Below are 13777 nucleotides of genomic sequence, written 5' to 3' on the forward strand. Positions count from 1 at the left end.
GCGGGGGACAGGCAATAACCTGTCTCGTGGCACCGGCGGGTGTGTTCAGGCCCGACTGCGAACGATGCCCCAGGCAACCAATGCGGCCGCGAGCGCGGTGAGGGTGAGGCCGGCAGTCGTGGTGGCGTGGTGGAACTGGGCGGTCTGGTGGACGGTCCAGTTCGGGGCGGTGATCGTGCCGGTGAACATCGTGGCGAGGATGGTGCCGCTGATGGCGATGCCGGCGCCCGAGGTCACCTCCGTCGCGGTGTCGGTGAGGGCGGCGCCGATCGTGGTGCGGTTCTTCGGGAGGCCCCGCAGTACGTTGACTCCGGCAACGACTCCGACAACGCGCATACCGGCCGCGACCAGGACGAGCGCGATCGCGACCCACACGTAGCCGTACCGGCTGAGCGCTCCGAAGACCGCGAGCCCGAACACGACCGCCGCCGCGCTGATCCACGCGGCCCGCTCGAGGCCGACCCGTTCGACGAACGGCCTGATCAGCGCACCGCCGGCGACCAGCACCACCACCTGCGGCAGCATCCCGATCGCGGCGAGCGCGGGCGACCAACCCCAGTCGAGCTGGAGCTGCAGCGTCACGAGGTACCCGAGCCCCGCCGTCGCCAGACCGGCCGCCGCCTTGAACGCGAGCCCGCTCGACACCAGCGGATGCGCGACCAGCTTGGGATCGAGGAGCGGGTACGTCGCTGAACGCTCGCGGATGTAGAACAAGACAGCCCCGACCGCGGCCGCGACGGTGATCGCCCACGGGCTCCACGACCCGGCGCCCTCGTTGACGAACAGCGTCGGCGCCACGAGCGCCAGCACGATCGTCGCCGTACCGAGGACAGCGCCCGCGACGTCGATCGGATCGCGGTGCAGCTCGGCCGGTACGTCGGGGGAGATGCCGCGCCGTACGCCGATGATCGCTAGCACTGCTATCGGTACGTTGACGAGCAGCAGGACCTGCCACGGCGCGATCGCCAGCACGAACCCACCCGCCGTCGGACCGACCGCGAGCCCGACCAGCCCCACGGTCGAGATCAGCGTCGTCGCGCGCACCCGGAGCCCGTCGTCCTCGAACAGCCGGAAGCTCAGCGCGAGCGAGCCCGGTGTCGTCATCGCGGCCGCGACGCCCATCGCCACGCGTACGGCGATCAGCTGCTCGACCGTGGAGACGAACGCGGTCGCGAGACTCGCAACCGCTAGCAGTGCTAGCCCGACGAGCATGATGCGCCGGCGGCCGAACCGGTCGGCGATCGCCCCGAACGCGAGCATCAGCCCGCCGAACACGACGGCGTACGCGCCGGTCACCCATTGCAGCGCGGTCGTCGACGCGTGCAGTTCGCGCCCGATGGTGGGCAGCGCGACGTTCAGAATCGAGTTGTCGAGCATCTCGAACAGGAACACCGCCGACAGCCCCGCCAGCGCGACCCACGCCTCCCGCAACGACCGGGGAGCGCCTGCTATGACAGTTGTCTGATCGGAGGACATGCCACTAGGTTAATTGACTAAACTTAGTGACACAAGAGAGTGAGGTCCCATGCCCAGAACCGCAGCCCGTGGCGGACCGCAGACGCGTGCGCGGATCTCGGACGTCGCCACCCAGTTGTTCCTGGACCGCGGCTTCGACGCCGTGACGGTCGCCGAGGTCGCGCGCGAGGCCGGCGTGTCGAGCGTGACGGTCTTCAAGCACTTCCCGCGCAAGGAGGACCTGCTCCTCGACCGCGCCGACGACGCGACAGAACTTCTCCGTACGGCGATACGCGACCGCTCGGACGACGTCGACGTACTGACGTCGCTCCGGCAGGCCGTCCTGGGACTGGCCCACGACCGGCACGCCCTGTCCGGGCTGAAGGACAGGTCGATCCCGTTCTTCGTGACGGTCGCTGCGTCGCCGGCGTTGATCGCGCGAGCCCGGGAGATCGCGGACGAGCTCCAGCAGACGCTGGTCGAGGAGCTGTCCGGCGACGCCACGTTCGACGGCGACGCCGCGCTCCTCGCCGCGTTCTTGGTTGCTGGCTACACCACGGTCCTCACCGGGACCGCGCGGCGGCTCGTGGCCGGCGAAACCCCGGACGAGGTCGCCGACGACCACCGCGCCCGGGTCGAGCAACTCTTCGACAAACTCCGCGACGGCTTCGCGACCTGAGTGCTCTGCCGCCGGGGGTTTCCGGAAAGAATGTTGCACCTGGCGGCAGAAAAGTTCCGGAAAGCGGGCTAGGTGAGGTCCTTCCAGGCGAACTCGCCGCCGGCAGGGGAGGTGACGAACGCGCGGCCGGCGAACGTCAGGCCGGGATCGGTGCGGTAGAGCTCGTCGACCTCCTTCGTCGCCGTGTCGTCTCCGTTGTCGGAGGCAACCATCAGCTGGGCGATCCGATCGGTGAGCTCCACGTCGGCGCCGTCCAGCGTGTCGGACATCGTGCCCCAGTTGTCCCACAGCAGCAGTTCGTCGCCGTTCAAGTGGGCGAGCTGGTTGTGCACGTAGTTGCGGATGAACCAGCTGCCGTGCAGCTTCACCGGAGCGTCCGGGTTGGGGTCGACGCCGTACAGATCGCCGTTGAGCGCACCCGATCGGTACCCGACCCAGACCTCGGCCGCCGACACGAACGGCCCGGCCGGCATGTCCGTGACATCGAACGTGTAGCGAGCGTCGGCCGGATCCAGCTGGGCGTCGATCATCACCCAGCGGTCGCCGTTCCAGTACTCGGCGACCACATGATCGTGGTTGAAGCCCTCGGCGAAGTAGTCCGCGAACCCGATCCGGCTGCGGGCCGGGATCCCCTTGTGGCGCAGGATCGAGACGAACAAGAGCGTGTAGTCCCGGCAGCACCCGACGACCCGGTCGAACGGCTCGCGCGGCACCGCGAGCGCCGTACCGTTGCGTTTCTGGTCCGTGGCCAGGATCGCCGACACCCACCGGTTGTCGATCTCGGCGAGTCGCTCGCCGGTGAACTCGATGCCGCCGCCGCGGTAGTGGATCAGCAGGTTGCGGACGACCGCGGCGATCTCGTTGACATCGTCCGGCAGCGCGTCGAACAGTCCGGCGTGTACGCCGGGGTCGCTGAAGCGGGTCTGAATCGCGTAGTCCATCACAGGTTCCTCTCGAGAATGGGCAGTGCGATGTCGACGGCCGGCTCGTTGCGGGGGAGCAGGTGGCAGTCCGGGCGGTAGACCTCCCGTGGCGGACCAGCATCCGGTACGCCGGATGCGCGGACCCAATCGAAGACGAGGTCGTACGCGAGCATGATCCGCGGGTACGCGCACTCGTCCATCGTGATCGTGCAGTACGCCTCCCGGTGCGCCGGCTCGACCCGGATCCCGATCCGGCCGGCCGGGTCCACCAGTCCCTCGAACGGCACGCACACCTCGACCGTCGCCTCACCCTCGGGCGTCACCGCGCCGTGGTAGATCACCCACGACCCGACGTCCGCGGTCGCACCGGTGGCCCGCAGGTACGACATGATCTCGTCGGTGCACGTCACGATCACCCCGATCAGCATCTGCTGATTGGTGTCCGCCCGGATCGACGCGATCTTCGTCGCCGGCACGTCCCGGGTACGCACCGGTCGCGGCGCGAGTCCCGTCGTACCTGATCGCGACAGCCGGTCCCGCAGGTACTGCAACGTCGCGCGCCGGGACGCCGTGGTCGCCTCCTCGGCGGCCCACCACCGGTCGAGCCGGATCAACGCGTCCTCGTCCGTCCCGGTGAGGACCTCGGCGATCGTGGTCAGCGGCATGTCCAACTGCCGCAGCACACTGATCCGGCGCGCCCGCTCCAGCTGCTCCTCGTCGTACAAGCGGTACCCGTTGGCCGGGTCCACCTGCGCCGGTGCCAGCAGCCCCGACACGTCGTACAACCGCAATGCCTTGTGCGAAAGCCCGGCCCTCCGCCCGAACTCACTGATCGTCAACACCGGACCATCACACCCCCTGCCCTTGGGGCAGAGTAAAGGGGAATGCCTTGACGTCCGGCTCCACCCACCCGGTCCGCGCGGCCGGAGACGCCAAGGCACGTGAGCTGTAGAAGTGCGTCAGCAGCCGCTTGTCCAGTAGCCCCGGGTTTCGGCGTACCAGCTGTTCGAAGTCTTCGCCTGGCGCCTCGGTCATGTGGTACGCCGTCAGCTCGACCCACGCCCTACTGACCGTGGCGTTGTACTTCTGCGGCACTCCGGCGTACCGAGCCGTCTTCCGGATCCCGTCGCTGATCAGGTCCACCGCGCCGGCCGTCCCACACCGCCGTACGGCGAGCCAGGTCAGGCGGACGTGCTCTCGATGCCCGAACCGCTGGGCGGTCGACATCACATCGTCCATCAGTTCGTCGAAGACGTTCATGAGTCCGCGAGCGCCTTCAGCAGCCGCCGCGCCTGCTTGACCGCCGACGCCGGTACGTCGTGCAACGCCCGTACTTCGACCGCTTCGAACGCCTTCGCCACCCGGGCCGCACTCCGGGCGCCGGCCGCGGTCAACGAGATCTCCACGGCACGCCGGTCCCCGGTTCGCGCGGCGCGGCTCAGCAAACCCTTGTCGGCAAGCCGATCGAGTACGCCGGTGAGCGTCGTCGGCCGCACACCCGCCGCGATCCCGATCTCGGACACCGTCCGCGGCTGCCCGTCCGCAAGGATGGCCAGCACGTTCAGCTCGGAAGCCGTCAACCCCAGATCGGCCAGCTCCGTCCCCAGCACCTGCAACGTCACATGCGTAGCCCGCTGCAACAGCACCAGCAGCAACTCGTCATTTTCCACGAATCCAGATTATCCGAATCCGTAATATCCGCCACCGGAATTCTGCGGGGCCTCAGGGCGCCGGTCTGCGGTCGCGGCGCGATCGCCCGCCCAGGCCGAGCCAGGTCAGTGCGATGCCGCTCGCTGCGCCGACCGCCACCGAGGTTGCGTCCAGACCGCCACGGTCTGGTGTCTGCGTGCTGTAGCTCGCCGACGCGCCCTCGGGCCGCGGATAGTTCTGCGCCGTCGCCGGAGCAGTCGCGATCAGCGGCACACTGCACAATGCGACGGCTGCCAGCCTCCTCAGCCAGGCCGTGATCGATCGCTTGCTTCGTGGCGCCGGTGCCCCTCGTGCTCGTCTGGACATGCTCGTACCGCCCCCGTCCTGATGGTCGGCCGGGCAGGTATCGGCGCGGTATCGAGTGCGGGTCTTGACGCGGCGCGCCGCCCGATCGACAGTCGAGTGGTGGGTATCGCTGTTCTGGGCCCACTCACGGTCGATGGGGGGCAACATCTGGGCCGGCGCGATCGCGTCGTCCTGTCTGCGCTCGTGGTGCATCCGGGGGACGTCGTCAGTGCCGACGTACTCGCGGACGTCCTGTGGGGTGACGAACTCCCGGCGTCATGGACCAAGATCGTGCAAGGTTGCGTGGTGCGGTTGCGCAAGGCGCTGGGCAGCCGTGCGATCGAGACGGCGCCGCGCGGCTACCGGCTGACCGTCCCGCCGGACGAGATCGACGCGCAACGGTTCGAACGGGCTGTCGAGCGGGCCGACGTACTGCTGGCGACCGATGCCGAGCGTGCGGCGGTCGTGCTGTCGGGCGCGTTGCGTCTCTGGCGGGGGCGGCCGTTGATCGAGGTCGAGTGCTGGGATGCGGCCCGGATCGAGGCGGCCCGGCTCGAAGAGCTGCGGCAACTCGCGCAGGAGACGGCTGTGGAGGCCGCGCTGCGGTCGGGCCGGCACAGCAGCGTCCTCGGCCGGGCGCAGGCACTGGTCGCCGAAGCTCCACTGCGGGAGCGACGGTCGGTTCTGCTCGCTACGGCGCAGTACCGATCCGGTCGGCAGGCCGAAGCGCTGGACACGGTCCTTCGGTTGCGGGCGATGCTGAATCGCGAGCTCGGTGTGGATCCGGCGCCGGAGATCGACGAACTGCAGGAGGCGATCCTGCGGCAGGATCCCGTACTCGTCTCCACCGAGGCGGACGTCCTGATGTCGCTGGCCGAGGAACTCCACGCAGCCACTCGACAGGTCGCCCGCGGCGGCTCAGAGGAACAGCGCACCGCGGCCGCCAAGATCCTGGCCGACGCCCGCTACTCGCTCCAGCTCCTCGCCGGCGCCTGAGACCTGCCTCGCGCAGGGACGAGGGCTTGCGTTGGAGACGGTAACGATATATCGTTAGTGTCATGAAGAATATCGAGGAGGAAAGTATGAACACCCCCAACGAAATCCGAGGCCGCCGACGCGGCCGCGGTGGACCGCGGATGGGAGAAGGCATGCCGATGCACCGCGGACGCGGTGGTCGAGGTCCTGGACGTGGCTCCGGCCGCGGCCGGGCCCCGCGCGGCGATGTCCGAACGGCCGTCCTGATGCTGCTCGCCGAGGAGCCGATGCACGGCTACCAGCTGATGCAGGCCATCGCCGACCGCAGCGACGGGCGCTGGACCCCCAGCCCCGGCGCGATCTACCCGACCATCAACCAACTGGAGGACGAGGGCCTGGTCACCGTGACCGCCGACGCCGGCCGCAAGCTCGTCACCCTGACCGACTCCGGCCGCGAGTACGTCGAGACGCGTCGCGGGACGTCGATCGATCCGTTCGCCGGTTTCGCCAGCTCCGGTCCCGCGACCGACCTGCGCGCGCTGCTCGAGGAACTGCACTCAGCGACTCGGCAGGTTGCCCGCAGCGGCTCGGAGGAGCAGCGCACCGCGGCCGCCAAGATCCTCGCCGAGGCGCGGCGCTCGCTCTACCTGCTGCTCGCCGACGCCCCAGTGATCCCCGACACCACAGTGATCCCGGAGACCCCGAAGGCACCCGAAGCCTGAGACCTGCGTCATCGCAGGGAACGTCTCGGCCGACCGGCTCCTCTTCGCAGATGTCACGCACATCCGAGAAAGACGCTGGACCGGCTACAAGAGCTCCTCAGGGATCGCGGCGAGTAGTGCATCGGCGTGGCGGCGGTACCCGAGGTTGTTGGGGTGGAACGCGTCTGGCGCGAGCATGCCGCGCCACGGTGGGCGGGCGTAGCGGGACACTTCAGCGACCGGCAGGCCGCGGGAGGTCGCCGTACTGCTGATCAGCTGGTTGATTCCGGAGACGTACGGGCTGACGGCTCCTCCGACTCGCCAGAAACGGTCTGGGACCGTCAGGTCCATCACCACGGACGATGAGGGGAGCCGGTCGATCACCTCGCGGAGGTGGTCGCGGAAACGCTTTGGCGGCGTAGCAAGGATGTCGTTGCTGCCGATGCCACAGGTGACCAGTGCCGGCGTCAGACCGTCCAGCAACGGCAGCTGATCCTCCAGCACGTGCCGTGTCTGCGCACCGGACCGCGACAGGTTCAGCACCCGCCACGGCGTGCCCTTGCGGCGCAGGGCGTTCAGCACCTGGCCGACGTACCCGTGCAGCGGCGACGAAGCGCCCAGCCCCTGCGCAGTGGAGTCACCGAGGACGACCCAGAGCGGTCCGTCCGCAGACAGCGTCAGAGAGTTCTGCTGCGTCCAGTACTCCGCATACGTCCGCGCCTGTACGTCGACGTACGCCACGCCGTCCACCCAGCGCTGGATCGCCAGCCGCGAACTGGTCCGCTCGGCCTCACCCCACCGCATGATCGCTTGGTGCAGCGCGCCAATCGGTGTGGTCCGCTCAAGGCCCCCTCGGCGCAGCAAGAACATCGGTCCCCCCAGACATGAACAGAAGGTGACCGCCGAATGTACAGGGGGAAGGTTAACGACCTCAGAGAGCGCGCAGCAGCACCAAACAGCGAGGGCCGAGCGGCACCGTCGCACCGGCCTCCACCTCGGTCACCATGCTGTTGCTAGTGTCCAGTACCACCTCGTACGCCGGGGCCCACGACGCATCCGGTACGACGACCGGTCTGGTTTCCGCTGTCGCATTGAGGGCGAGCAGGAACGAGCTGTCGGTCAGGGCGTTGCCCTCCGCGTCGGTGGCCCTTAGCGCGTCACCACGCAGGAACATGCCGATCGTCCGCAGGCTCCCGTCGAACCAGTCCGCGTCGGTCATCTCGCCGCCGTGCGGAGCGATCCACGACAGGTCCTTGCGGCCGCCGGACACGACAGGCTGCCCGGAGAAGTAGTGCCACTGCCGCAGTGCGGGATGCGCGGCGCGGAGGGCCAGTAGCTTCTTGGTCAGCTCGAGGTGATCGGACCAGGCGCTCGGCAACGACCAGTCGAACCAGGAGATCTCGCTGTCCTGGCAGTACGCGTTGTTGTTGCCGTCCTGCGTCCGCCCGCACTCGTCCCCGGCGGTGATCATCGGCACGCCGGTGGACAGGATGAGCGTGGACATCAGGTTCGCCATCTGCTGCTTGCGCAAGGCGATCACACCGGCGTCGCCGGTCTCGCCCTCGACGCCGCAGTTCCAGGACCGGTTGTCGTCGGTTCCGTCCCGGTTGTCCTCGTGGTTCGCCTCGTTGTGCTTGTGGTCGTAGCTGACCAGGTCCCGCAGCGTGAACCCGTCGTGCGCGGTGACGAAGTTGATCGACGCGTACGGGTAGCGCCCGTCGTCGCCGTACAGATCACTGGACCCGGAGAGCCGGTAGGCGAGGTCCTTTACGCCGTCGGAGGTGTTGCGCCAGACGTCGCGCACGCTGTCGCGGAATTTACCGTTCCACTCCGACCACGGCGGGCCGAAGTTGCCCACCTGGTAGCCGAACGGCCCGACGTCCCACGGCTCGGCGATCAGTTTCACCCGGCCGAGCACCGGGTCGGCCGCGACCTCGGCGAGGAACGGGTGGTCGGGGATGTCGACCTCGTGCCGCTCGTTGCGCACCAGCGTGACGGCGAGGTCGAACCGGAACCCGTCGACGCCCATCTCCTCGACCCAGTACCGCAGCGAGTCCATCACCAGTTGCCGTACCTGCGGGTGCGAGGTGTCGACCGAGTTGCCGGTGCCCGTGACGTCGTACATCGCGGCGCCGTGACCGTCACTGCTGGTCAGCCGGTAGTACGCGCGGTTGTCGATCCCGCGGAAGCTCAGCGTCGGCCCGTCGAAGCCGCCCTCGGCGGTGTGGTTGTAGACCACGTCGAGGATCACTTCGATGCCCGCGGCATGGAACGCGGCGACCATCGCCTTGAACTCGGCCACCTGCTCACCGCGCGAACCGGACGACGCGTACGGCGCGTGCGGCGCGAAGAACCCGAGCGTGTTGTAGCCCCAGTAGTTGGGCAGGCCGCGCGCCGCGATCGCCGGCTCGGTGAGGAAGTGGTGGATCGGCAACAGCTCCACCGACGTGACGCCGAGCTCGGTCAGGTACTCGATCACCGACGGATGCGCGAGCCCGGCGTACGTGCCGCGCTGGTGCTCGGGTACGTCGGGATGCAGCTTCGTGAACCCCTTCGTGTGCAGCTCGTAGATGACCGTCTCGCCCCAGTGCACCGGCCTGCTGATCGGTGGCGGCGGAGCGGAGTCGGCGACCACCACACCGACCGGGACATGCCCTGCCGAGTCGCCGTCGGAGGAGTCGTAGATGTGCGGACTGGTGAAGTCCAGCGAACCGTCCACGGCCCGCGCGTACGGGTCGAGCAGCAGCTTCGACGGGTTGAACCGCAGCCCGTGCGACGGGTCGAACGGACCGTGCACCCGGTACCCGTACCGCTGGCCGGCGCCGACCTCCGGCACGAACCCGGTCCAGAACTCACCGGTGTGCGCGAGGTCCAGGTTCCGCTGACTGCCGTCGTCGGCAATGAGCGCCAGCTCGACCCGTTCCGCGGCCGGAGCCCAGAGGGTGAAGGTGGTCCCATCGGTCTGGACCACTGCACCCAGACGCAGACCGGTCGCGGCGGACAGGTCTGGAGCGCTCGGGGCGGCGGTCGCTTCGGTCACCGGGTCATTCTGCACAGTACGGCGTCAGTTCACGATAGTGAGGTGGTTGTGTTCGTGAGACGGTAGTTGCGAACGTCTGTGCGCAGTGATACGCAAGGATCGTTCATAATTTCCCATCTCTCCGGTTGTAGGGGATCTCATGTCGGAAGAGCTTGCCGATCTGACCGTCGGTCTGATCGGCGCGGGCAATATCGCCCGCATCCACGTCCAGTCGTGGAAGGCCCTCGGGGCCCACGTGCTGGTGTACTCGCTGGAGGGTGCGCACGAGCTGTCGGAGCAGTACGGGCTGGAGGTCGCACCGTCGCTGGACGCGCTGCTGGCCGAGGTCGAGTTCGTCGACATCGTCACGCCGTCGGCGACCCACAAGGAGATCACGCTGGCCGCGATCAAGGCGGGCAAGAACGTGATCTGCGAGAAGCCGCTGACGCTCACCGCGGCCGACTCGCACGAGGTGATCGATGCGGCCAAGGCGGCCGGCGTCCGGCTCTACCCCGCGCACGTGGTGCGGTGGTTCCCGGCGTACAAGGCGGCGTACGACGCGATCGAGGCCGGGCGGCTCGGTGAGATCGCGGTGGCGCGGTTCTACCGCCAGGCGTCCTCGCCGGCCGGTGCGGGCTGGTACCGCGACGTGGCCCGGTCCGGTGGCGTGATCATGGACCTGATGGTGCACGACCTCGACCAGGCGCGCTGGCTGTGCGGCGAGGTCACCACGGTGTACGCCGTACAGAACCCGCCGACCGTGGACGGTGTCAGCCCCGTCAACGTGGCGGCGCACGTGACGCTGACGCACGAGTCCGGAGCGATCAGCCACTGCCGTGCGACCTGGGGAGCGACCGGTACGACGTTCCAGACCGGCTTCACGGTCGCGGGCGCGAGCGGCGTACTGAAGTTCAAGTCCGACGGCGACACGGGCTACAAGGAAGAGCTGCAGAACGGCGCTGCCGCCGGCGACCTGCTGATTCCCGAGTCGGCGCTGGGCGAGAGCCCGTACCAGACTCAGCTGCGGGAGCTGGCGATCGGCCTGCGCGGCGGACCGGAGCCGCGCGTTCTCGCGTCCGACGGTGCGACCGCGGTCTACCTGGCCGAGGCGGCGCGCGCGTCGATGGAATCCGGTCAGCCGATCGACATGAAGACCTTCGTCTCGACGGGAGCAGTGGCATGACTTTGAAGGTCGCGATCGCCTCGTTCGCGCACGTCCACGCGGGTTCGTACGCGCATCTGCTCGCGTCGCTGCCCGAGATCGACGTACTGTCCGCCGACCCCGATGGCGCCGCGGCGCCGGACCCCGGTCCGCGCGGTGCCGATTTCGCCGCGCAGTTCGGCATCCCGTACGTCGACTCGTACGACGAACTGTTCGCGTGGGGACCCGACGCGGTCGTGGTGACGTCCGAGAACTCGGGCCACCGCGAACTGGTCGAGCGTGCCGCCGCCGTCGGTGCGCATGTCCTGTGCGAGAAGCCGCTCGCCACCGAGGTTGCGGACGGAGAGGCGATGCTCGCGGCGTGCGAGGCGGCCGGGACGATCCTGATGATCGCGTACCCGGTCCGGTTCGCGCCGTCGTACGCGCAACTGCGGGCGAACGTCGAAGCGGGCCGGCTCGGTGACGTGTTCGCGATCCTCGGCACCAACAACGGGAAGATCCCGCACGCCGCCCGGCAGTGGTTCACCGACGCGAAACTCGCCGGTGGGGGAGCACTGGTCGACCACACCGTGCACTGCGCGGACCTGATCGACGGCCTGACCGGCGGTGCGTCCGCCACCCGCGTGTACGCCGCCGCGAACCGGATCCTGCACCAGGACAAGGGTGTGGAGGTGGAGACGGGCGGTCTGGTGACGATCAACTACGACAACGGGCTGCTGGCAACCATCGACTGCTCGTGGAGCATGCCGGACAACGGTCCGACCTGGGGTGGCGTGTCGCTGCAGGTGACCGGCACCAACGGGTCCGTGGAGATCGAGCCGTTCGTCGCGCACGTCGGCGGCACGGACGCCGCGGGCGAGGTCTACCTCCCGATCGGCGGCAACCTGGACGCGTCGCTGCTCGACACGTTCCTGGACGCCGTCCGTACGACGGGTCCGGCGCAGCCCGGCCAGGCGCCCGCCGTCGTACCGCAGCCGGACGGCGCCGTCGGCCTCCGCACGCTGCGGATCGTCGACGCAGCCCGCCGCTCGGCGGCCTCCGGCCAGGCGGTGGATGTTTAAGGTCCCGCTCCTGTCAGGTACGGTTCCCGGGGATGTGACCGACCGGTAAGCCCCGGGAACCGTAAGGAGTGGACGCCATGGGCGAGTTCGTCAACCTCACCGTGAGTGAAGGTGTCGGCACGATCCGGCTGGATCGGCCGAAGATGAACGCGCTGAACGTCCAGGTCCAGGAGGAGATCCGGGCCGCCGCGCTCGAGGCGACGGCCGACGACGCCGTCCGCGCCGTGGTGATCTACGGCGGCGAGCGGGTGTTCGCGGCCGGTGCGGACATCAAGGAGATGGCGGACATGTCGTACGCCGAGATGGCCAAGCGCTCCGGTCCGCTGCAAGCTTCGCTGTCCGCGGTCGCCGCGATCCCGAAGCCGACCGTCGCCGCGATCACCGGGTACGCGCTCGGCGGCGGCTGCGAGCTCGCGCTCTGCGCCGACTACCGGATCGCGGCCGAGGACGCCAAGCTCGGCCAGCCGGAGGTCCTGCTCGGCATCATCCCGGGCGCCGGCGGTACGCAGCGGCTGTCCCGCCTGGTCGGTCCGTCGAAGGCCAAGGACCTGATCTACACCGGCCGCTTCGTCGACGCCGCCGAGTCGCTCGCGATCGGTCTGGTCGACAAGGTCGTCCCGGCCGCGTCGGTGTACTCCGAAGCCGTTGCCTGGGCGTCCCAGTTCTCCCGCGGCGCGGCGATGGCGCTGCGCGCGGCCAAGGAGTCGATCGACTCCGGGCTGGGCGTCGACCTGACCACCGGGCTGGAGATCGAGCGTCAGCAGTTCGCGGCGCTGTTCGCCACCGAGGACCGCGCGATCGGCATGAAGTCCTTCGTCGAGAACGGTCCTGGCAAAGCTGAGTTCAAGGGAATCTGATGTCTGCTACCTCCAAGCCTGCTGCCTCCGCTGAGGAAGTCGAGGCCGCCTGGAACGACAACAAGCTCGCCCAGGTGCTGTACCACGACTGGGAAGCGTCGACGTACGACGAGAAGTGGTCGATCTCGTACGACGAACGCTGCGTCGACTACGCCCGGGACCGCTTCACCGCGGTCGCCGGCACCCGCGGCTGGCCGTACGGCAAGACCCTCGAGATCGGCGCCGGCACCGGCTTCTTCACGCTGAACCTCAAGCTGGCCGGCGTCCTCGACGAGGCGCACGTCACCGACCTCTCGCCGGGCATGGTCGAGGCCGCGAAGAAGAACGCGAAGACCCTCGGGTTCGCGATCGAGGGCAAGGTCGCGGACGCCGAGAAGCTGCCGTACGACGACAACACGTTCGACCTCGTCATCGGGCACGCGGTCATCCACCACATCCCGGACGTCGAGCTGGCGTTCCGCGAGATGCTCCGGGTGCTGAAGCCGGGCGGACGCTTCGTGATCTGCGGCGAGCCCACCCGGTACGGCGACATCGTGGCCCGGCGACTGTCCCGGTTCACCTGGTGGGCGACCACCAACGTGACCAAGCTGCCCGCGCTCGCGCACTGGCGGCGGCCGCAGGAGGAGCTCGACGAGTCGTCGCGAGCGGCCGCGCTGGAAGCTGTCGTGGACCTGCACACGTTCGACCCGGACACGCTGGCGCGGATGGCGTCGCGGGCGGGCGCCGCGGACGTTCGCACCGTCACGGAGGAGTTGCTGGCGGCATGGGTCGGGTGGCCGATCCGTACGTTCGAGGCCGCCGTACCGGAGCAGAAGCTCGGGTTCGGGTGGCGGATGTTCGCGTACAAGTCGTGGCTGCAACTGTCCAAGGTGGACAAGGCGTTGTCGGCCGTCGTACCGGATGAGCTGTACTACAACGTCTCGATCACCGGGGTAGCCGACAAGCAGTAG

At 68.8% G+C, this 13777-nt stretch carries 15 protein-coding genes; 7 read left to right on the top strand and 8 right to left on the bottom strand.

All coding sequences use genetic code 11. The features are described from left to right. Nucleotides 1–45: 45 nt before the first annotated feature. Complete coding sequence (locus ACWF0M_RS16135) at nt 46–1476, bottom strand: MFS transporter (RefSeq protein ID WP_452236445.1); 1431 nt, start codon at nt 1474–1476, stop codon at nt 46–48. Between the two features lie 49 nt (nt 1477–1525). Here ACWF0M_RS16135 and ACWF0M_RS16140 point away from each other — a divergent pair, with 49 nt between their 5' ends. Further along, nucleotides 1526–2134: a TetR/AcrR family transcriptional regulator gene (locus ACWF0M_RS16140; protein ID WP_452236446.1), complete on the top strand. Its 609-nt coding sequence runs from the start codon at nt 1526–1528 to the stop codon at nt 2132–2134. 68 nt (nt 2135–2202) lie between these two features. Here the strand turns inward: ACWF0M_RS16140 and ACWF0M_RS16145 are convergent, their stop codons facing one another. The 5 genes from ACWF0M_RS16145 to ACWF0M_RS16165 are packed head-to-tail and all read right to left on the bottom strand — an operon-like array spanning nt 2203 to nt 4980. Beyond that, the gene (locus tag ACWF0M_RS16145) at nt 2203–3075 is read right to left on the bottom strand and encodes a transglutaminase-like domain-containing protein (protein WP_452236447.1); all 873 of its coding nucleotides are present in this window, start codon (nt 3073–3075) and stop codon (nt 2203–2205) included. Next, complete coding sequence (locus ACWF0M_RS16150) at nt 3075–3899, bottom strand: MerR family transcriptional regulator (RefSeq protein ID WP_452236448.1); 825 nt, start codon at nt 3897–3899, stop codon at nt 3075–3077. Before ACWF0M_RS16150 ends, ACWF0M_RS16145 begins: the two co-directional genes overlap by 1 nt. A 7-nt stretch (nt 3900–3906) precedes the next feature. Further along, nucleotides 3907–4317 (bottom strand): hypothetical protein, encoded by a 411-nt coding sequence (locus ACWF0M_RS16155; protein WP_452236449.1) that lies wholly within the window; start codon nt 4315–4317, stop codon nt 3907–3909. After that, nucleotides 4314–4727, bottom strand: coding sequence for a MarR family winged helix-turn-helix transcriptional regulator (locus ACWF0M_RS16160; RefSeq protein ID WP_452236450.1), 414 nt, complete (start codon nt 4725–4727; stop codon nt 4314–4316). Before ACWF0M_RS16160 ends, ACWF0M_RS16155 begins: the two co-directional genes overlap by 4 nt. 52 nt (nt 4728–4779) lie before the next feature. After that, entirely contained in the window at nt 4780–4980 is a 201-nt protein-coding gene (locus tag ACWF0M_RS16165) for a hypothetical protein (RefSeq protein ID WP_452236451.1), read from the bottom strand. Between the two features lie 192 nt (nt 4981–5172). Between ACWF0M_RS16165 and ACWF0M_RS16170 the strand changes: the two genes are divergently transcribed. Both ACWF0M_RS16170 and ACWF0M_RS16175 read left to right on the top strand, forming a co-directional pair. After that, on the top strand, nt 5173–6048 hold the full coding sequence (locus tag ACWF0M_RS16170; RefSeq protein ID WP_452236452.1) for an AfsR/SARP family transcriptional regulator: 876 nt from the start codon (nt 5173–5175) through the stop codon (nt 6046–6048). 62 nt (nt 6049–6110) lie between these two features. Continuing rightward, entirely contained in the window at nt 6111–6749 is a 639-nt protein-coding gene (locus ACWF0M_RS16175; protein WP_452236453.1) for a PadR family transcriptional regulator, read from the top strand. A gap of 84 nt (nt 6750–6833) precedes the next feature. Here the strand turns inward: ACWF0M_RS16175 and ACWF0M_RS16180 are convergent, their stop codons facing one another. Both ACWF0M_RS16180 and glgX read right to left on the bottom strand, forming a co-directional pair. After that, nucleotides 6834–7532 carry an SGNH/GDSL hydrolase family protein gene (locus tag ACWF0M_RS16180; RefSeq protein ID WP_452236454.1) on the bottom strand — a complete coding sequence of 233 codons (699 nt, stop codon included), beginning with the start codon at nt 7530–7532 and terminating at the stop codon, nt 6834–6836. A gap of 127 nt (nt 7533–7659) precedes the next feature. Beyond that, nucleotides 7660–9768, bottom strand: coding sequence for a glycogen debranching protein GlgX (glgX, locus tag ACWF0M_RS16185; RefSeq protein WP_452236455.1), 2109 nt, complete (start codon nt 9766–9768; stop codon nt 7660–7662). 139 nt (nt 9769–9907) lie between these two features. Between glgX and ACWF0M_RS16190 the strand changes: the two genes are divergently transcribed. The 4 genes from ACWF0M_RS16190 to ACWF0M_RS16205 all read left to right on the top strand — a co-directional run bounded on the left by ACWF0M_RS16190 (nt 9908) and on the right by ACWF0M_RS16205 (nt 13777). Next, nucleotides 9908–10930 carry a Gfo/Idh/MocA family protein gene (locus tag ACWF0M_RS16190; RefSeq protein ID WP_452236456.1) on the top strand — a complete coding sequence of 341 codons (1023 nt, stop codon included), beginning with the start codon at nt 9908–9910 and terminating at the stop codon, nt 10928–10930. Beyond that, nucleotides 10927–11970, top strand: coding sequence for a Gfo/Idh/MocA family protein (locus ACWF0M_RS16195; protein WP_452236457.1), 1044 nt, complete (start codon nt 10927–10929; stop codon nt 11968–11970). The genes ACWF0M_RS16190 and ACWF0M_RS16195 overlap by 4 nt, the downstream gene beginning before the upstream one ends. 77 nt (nt 11971–12047) lie before the next feature. Then, nucleotides 12048–12827 carry an enoyl-CoA hydratase/isomerase family protein gene (locus ACWF0M_RS16200; RefSeq protein WP_452236458.1) on the top strand — a complete coding sequence of 260 codons (780 nt, stop codon included), beginning with the start codon at nt 12048–12050 and terminating at the stop codon, nt 12825–12827. After that, complete coding sequence (locus ACWF0M_RS16205; RefSeq protein ID WP_452236459.1) at nt 12827–13777, top strand: class I SAM-dependent methyltransferase; 951 nt, start codon at nt 12827–12829, stop codon at nt 13775–13777. Before ACWF0M_RS16200 ends, ACWF0M_RS16205 begins: the two co-directional genes overlap by 1 nt.

This window comes from Kribbella sp. NPDC055110 (assembly GCF_053607525.1).

Excerpts from the sequence above, each read along its gene's own strand:
- ACWF0M_RS16135 (WP_452236445.1), bottom strand. The coding sequence starts at position 1,476 with ATGTCCTCCGATCAGACAACTGTCATAGCAGGCGCTCCCCGGTCGTTG.
- ACWF0M_RS16140 (WP_452236446.1), top strand. The coding sequence starts at position 1,526 with ATGCCCAGAACCGCAGCCCGTGGCGGACCGCAGACGCGTGCGCGGATC.
- ACWF0M_RS16145 (WP_452236447.1), bottom strand. The coding sequence starts at position 3,075 with ATGGACTACGCGATTCAGACCCGCTTCAGCGACCCCGGCGTACACGCC.
- ACWF0M_RS16155 (WP_452236449.1), bottom strand. The coding sequence starts at position 4,317 with ATGAACGTCTTCGACGAACTGATGGACGATGTGATGTCGACCGCCCAG.
- ACWF0M_RS16175 (WP_452236453.1), top strand. The coding sequence starts at position 6,111 with ATGAAGAATATCGAGGAGGAAAGTATGAACACCCCCAACGAAATCCGA.
- ACWF0M_RS16180 (WP_452236454.1), bottom strand. The coding sequence starts at position 7,532 with ATGCGGTGGGGTGAGGCCGAGCGGACCAGTTCGCGGCTGGCGATCCAG.
- ACWF0M_RS16190 (WP_452236456.1), top strand. The coding sequence starts at position 9,908 with ATGTCGGAAGAGCTTGCCGATCTGACCGTCGGTCTGATCGGCGCGGGC.
- ACWF0M_RS16195 (WP_452236457.1), top strand. The coding sequence starts at position 10,927 with ATGACTTTGAAGGTCGCGATCGCCTCGTTCGCGCACGTCCACGCGGGT.
- ACWF0M_RS16200 (WP_452236458.1), top strand. The coding sequence starts at position 12,048 with ATGGGCGAGTTCGTCAACCTCACCGTGAGTGAAGGTGTCGGCACGATC.
- ACWF0M_RS16205 (WP_452236459.1), top strand. The coding sequence starts at position 12,827 with ATGTCTGCTACCTCCAAGCCTGCTGCCTCCGCTGAGGAAGTCGAGGCC.